The organism is Mesorhizobium sp. M7A.F.Ca.ET.027.03.2.1 (assembly GCF_003999175.1).
In the GTDB taxonomy this organism is placed as follows: domain Bacteria; phylum Pseudomonadota; class Alphaproteobacteria; order Rhizobiales; family Rhizobiaceae; genus Mesorhizobium.
Genome location: NZ_RZOM01000689.1, coordinates 1 through 3,372, shown reverse-complemented (window position 1 = coordinate 3,372; position 3,372 = coordinate 1). Strand labels below are relative to the sequence as shown.

At 63.0% G+C, this 3,372-nt stretch carries 2 protein-coding genes and 1 pseudogene; all 3 read left to right on the top strand.

The window, feature by feature from the left end; all coding sequences use genetic code 11:
• A pseudogene (locus EN750_RS40955) lies at window positions 1-161 on the top strand (ABC transporter permease); the annotation flags it as partial.
• Window positions 162-249: 88 nt separating this feature from the next.
• A complete protein-coding gene (locus tag EN750_RS24970; RefSeq protein WP_127398059.1) occupies window positions 250-1,275 on the top strand; it encodes a sugar ABC transporter substrate-binding protein in 1,026 nt (341 codons plus the stop codon).
• 87 nt (window positions 1,276-1,362) lie between these two features.
• The coding region (locus EN750_RS24965; protein ID WP_127398057.1) for an SMP-30/gluconolactonase/LRE family protein at window positions 1,363-3,372 on the top strand (2,010 nt) is incomplete at its 3' end.

The following is a 3,372-nucleotide window of genomic DNA, read 5'->3' as shown; positions in this document are numbered from 1 at the left end:
GGGCGGCACTGATCGGCATCCTGCTCAACGCCATGACCATCATCGACATCCCGCTGCTCTACCAGAACCTGATCAAGGCCGCGATCCTGCTCGGCGCCATCATCGTCGACGGCATCATCAACCCACGTGACGAACAGACCGCCCAGCAAGGCGACATTTAGGGCAGATGGGCTAGCCCATCTGCTCGGGGTACCCGGTCCGATCCATCCCGGTCGGCTGGCAATGAAAATCGAAACGAGAGGATCTGACATGAAATTCATCAGGACATTGATGGCTGCCGCCACGGCACTCGCCGTCACCGCATTCGTGGCGCCCACCTTCGCCGCCGACGATCCCGGCCCGGCGGCTTACGCGCAGGCGCTCAAGGGCAAGCGCGTCATGCTGGTGCCGCTGGCAATGGGCTTCGACCTGGCGCAGGGCTGGGCGCACTATCTGAAGACCGAGGTCGAGGCCTGGGGCGGCGTGTTCGAGACGCGCGACCCGAACTGGGTCGTCGACGCCGGCGCGCAGGCGATCACCGACGCCATCTCGTCGGACACCAGGCCGGATGTGCTGATCATCCACGCGCCGGACCTCAACTCCTACTCCAAGCTGATGAAGAAGGCGCAGGCCGCCGGCACCTATGTCATCCTGGTCGACAATCCCGCCAACTTCCCGGCCGACGCCTTCATCGGCAGCGACTGGGACCGACTTGGCCAGCTTGAGGCGGAAGCCGCGATCAAAGGCTGTGGCGAAAACTCTTCGAAGAAGATCGGCCTGGTGCAGGGTGACCAGGCGAACTCGTCCAGCCTTTACCAGTATGCCGGCATCATGAAGGTGCTGGAGAAGCATCCCGACTTCAAGGTGGTGGCAAAGCCCGATTCAAACTGGGATGCGACGACCTCGCGCAATGTGACGACGACGATGCTGCAGCAGAACCCGGACATCTGCTCGATCATCGATTTCTGGGATGGTGACGCCACCGGCGCGGCCGCCGCGATCCGCGACGCCAAGCTCGACGGCAAGGTGTTCCTGGTCACCACGGGCGGTGGTGAGAAGGCGGCCGATTGCGACAAGCTGCAGGACGGCACCTATGGTGCCGTGGTGATGACCGATCTTGCCCGCCAGTCGGGTGACATGAACGCCATCATCAAGTTCCTGCTGCAGAGCGGCCAGCCGGCCGGCACCTCGCACACCTACATTTACACGCTGGAGAAGGCGACGACCAAGGCCGACCTGAAGCCCGACAGCTGCTGGGACCTGAAGGCGCTGCAGGCACAAGCGGCGGCGAAATAAGCGAACTCTTCTCAACACCGATCGAAGAGGTGGCCGGATTGCCCGACCACCTCTTCTCTTGAATCCCAGATTTGCAGCAGTGACCTGATGTCCTTTCGCGAACGCCTCCAGTCCTGGCGCTACAATCTCGTGCCCGACCATGTCGTCGGCGAGATCCTGACCAAGCGCTGGACCGACAATGCCATTCCGTTCCTGGCACTGGTGGCGACGCTGGCAACCTTTGGCTCGATCATTCCGGGCTTCTTCAAGTTGACCGCACTGCAGGAATCGACCCGCCAGCTTGGCGAGTTCTCCATGGTGGTGACCGGCATGACAGTGGTGATGCTGGGCGGCGGCATCGACCTGTCGGTCGGCTCGATCTTCGCGCTGTCATGCTTTTCGGCGGTTTACGTCTTCTTCATCCTCGAACAGTCGATCTGGCTGGCGCTGGCCGCGTCGCTGGCCACCGGCCTCATCTTCGGCGCCATCAATGGCTATCTCGTTGGATATCTGCGCCTGCGCGCCTTCCTCACCACGCTAGTCACCTTCATCTTCGGACGGGCGCTGTTCGACATCCTGGTCACCACCTATGCCGCCGATGTGCAGCTCTCGACCGCGACATCGGATGTGCTCGACTTCATCGGCGACAGCACCTTCTGGGGGCTCTCCGTCTCGGTGTGGCTGGCGATCATCCTGGCCATCGTCACCCATATCGCGCTGACCCGTTCACGGCCGGGCTGGCACGTGCTGGCGGTCGGCGGTTCGAGGCGCTCGGCCCACAATGCCGGCATCCGCGTGCGCCGCACGGTGTTCATGACCTATGTCTTCTCCGGCTTCTGCGCCTCGATCGGCGGCTTCCTCATCGCTTGTCGGCTGAGTGGGGCAGGGCCGGGCACCGGCCTCAATCTGGAAATCATGGCGCTGACGGCGGCGGTGGTCGGCGGCGTCAGCCTTGGCGGCGGCCGCGGCTCGGTGATCAAGGGACTGATGGGCGCCATCATTGTGCTGACCATGACCAACGGGCTGATCCGGCTGGGCTATGGCACCGGCACCAACCAGATGGTGTTGGGCATCATGCTGGCGGTCGCGGTGACCATCGACATCCGCTGGCTGAAGAACCGCCACAAGGTGCTGAACGAGGTCTATGTCGCGCCGGTCTATCTCAAGATGGGCGAGACACAGTCGGCCGCACCTGGTTCGGGCACACCCTATGAGCTCGACAACCGGTTGTCCGCCGCAGAGCATATCGGGCTTGGCGAGCTGGAGGGGCCAGAAGACGTCATCCTCGACCGCGACGACAATCTCTATTGCGGCACGCGTCATGGCGAGATCGTCCGTTTCTTCGCGCCAGATTATGTCAAATCGGAAGTGTTTGCCCATATAGGCGGCTTCCCGCTCGGCCTCGCCTTCGACAAATCGGGCAATCTGATCAGCTGCGTCGGCGCCATGGGGCTCTATTCGGTCTCGCCGGATCGGGAGGTCAAACGCCTGTCGGCGGAGACATCGCGTTCGTGGACCTCGATCGTCGACGATGCGCGTTTGCGTGACCCCAATGACTGCGACATCGCACCCGACGGGCGCATCTATTTCACCGACTCGACCAAGCGTTACGACGCACATGACTGGGCGCTGGATTCGATCGAGAACCGCGCCACCGGCCGGCTGCTGGTCTACGATCCGAAGGATGGTTCGACGAAGACGCTGCTCGACGGTTACCGCTACACCAACGGTGTGTGCATGGCGCATGACGGCATGTCGCTGTTCTTCGCCGAAAGCTGGGCCTGCCGCGTGCATCGCTACTGGCTGGAAGGGCCGAAGGCCGGCACCGCCGAATGCGTCATCCGCGACATGCCGGGCTATCCCGACAACATCAACCGCGCCTCCGATGGCAATTACTGGATGGCGTGGCTCGGCATGCGCACGCCGAGTTTCGACCTGTCGCTGCGCCATCCCGACATGCGCAAGCGCATGACGCGCCGGCTGCCGCAGGATGAATGGCTGTTCCCCAACATCAACACCGGCGGCGTGGTCAAGTTCAACGAGAAGGGCGGCATCGTCGAGGCGATGGGCGACCTCACCGGTGGCGCGCATCCGATGGTCACCTCAATGCGCGAGCAC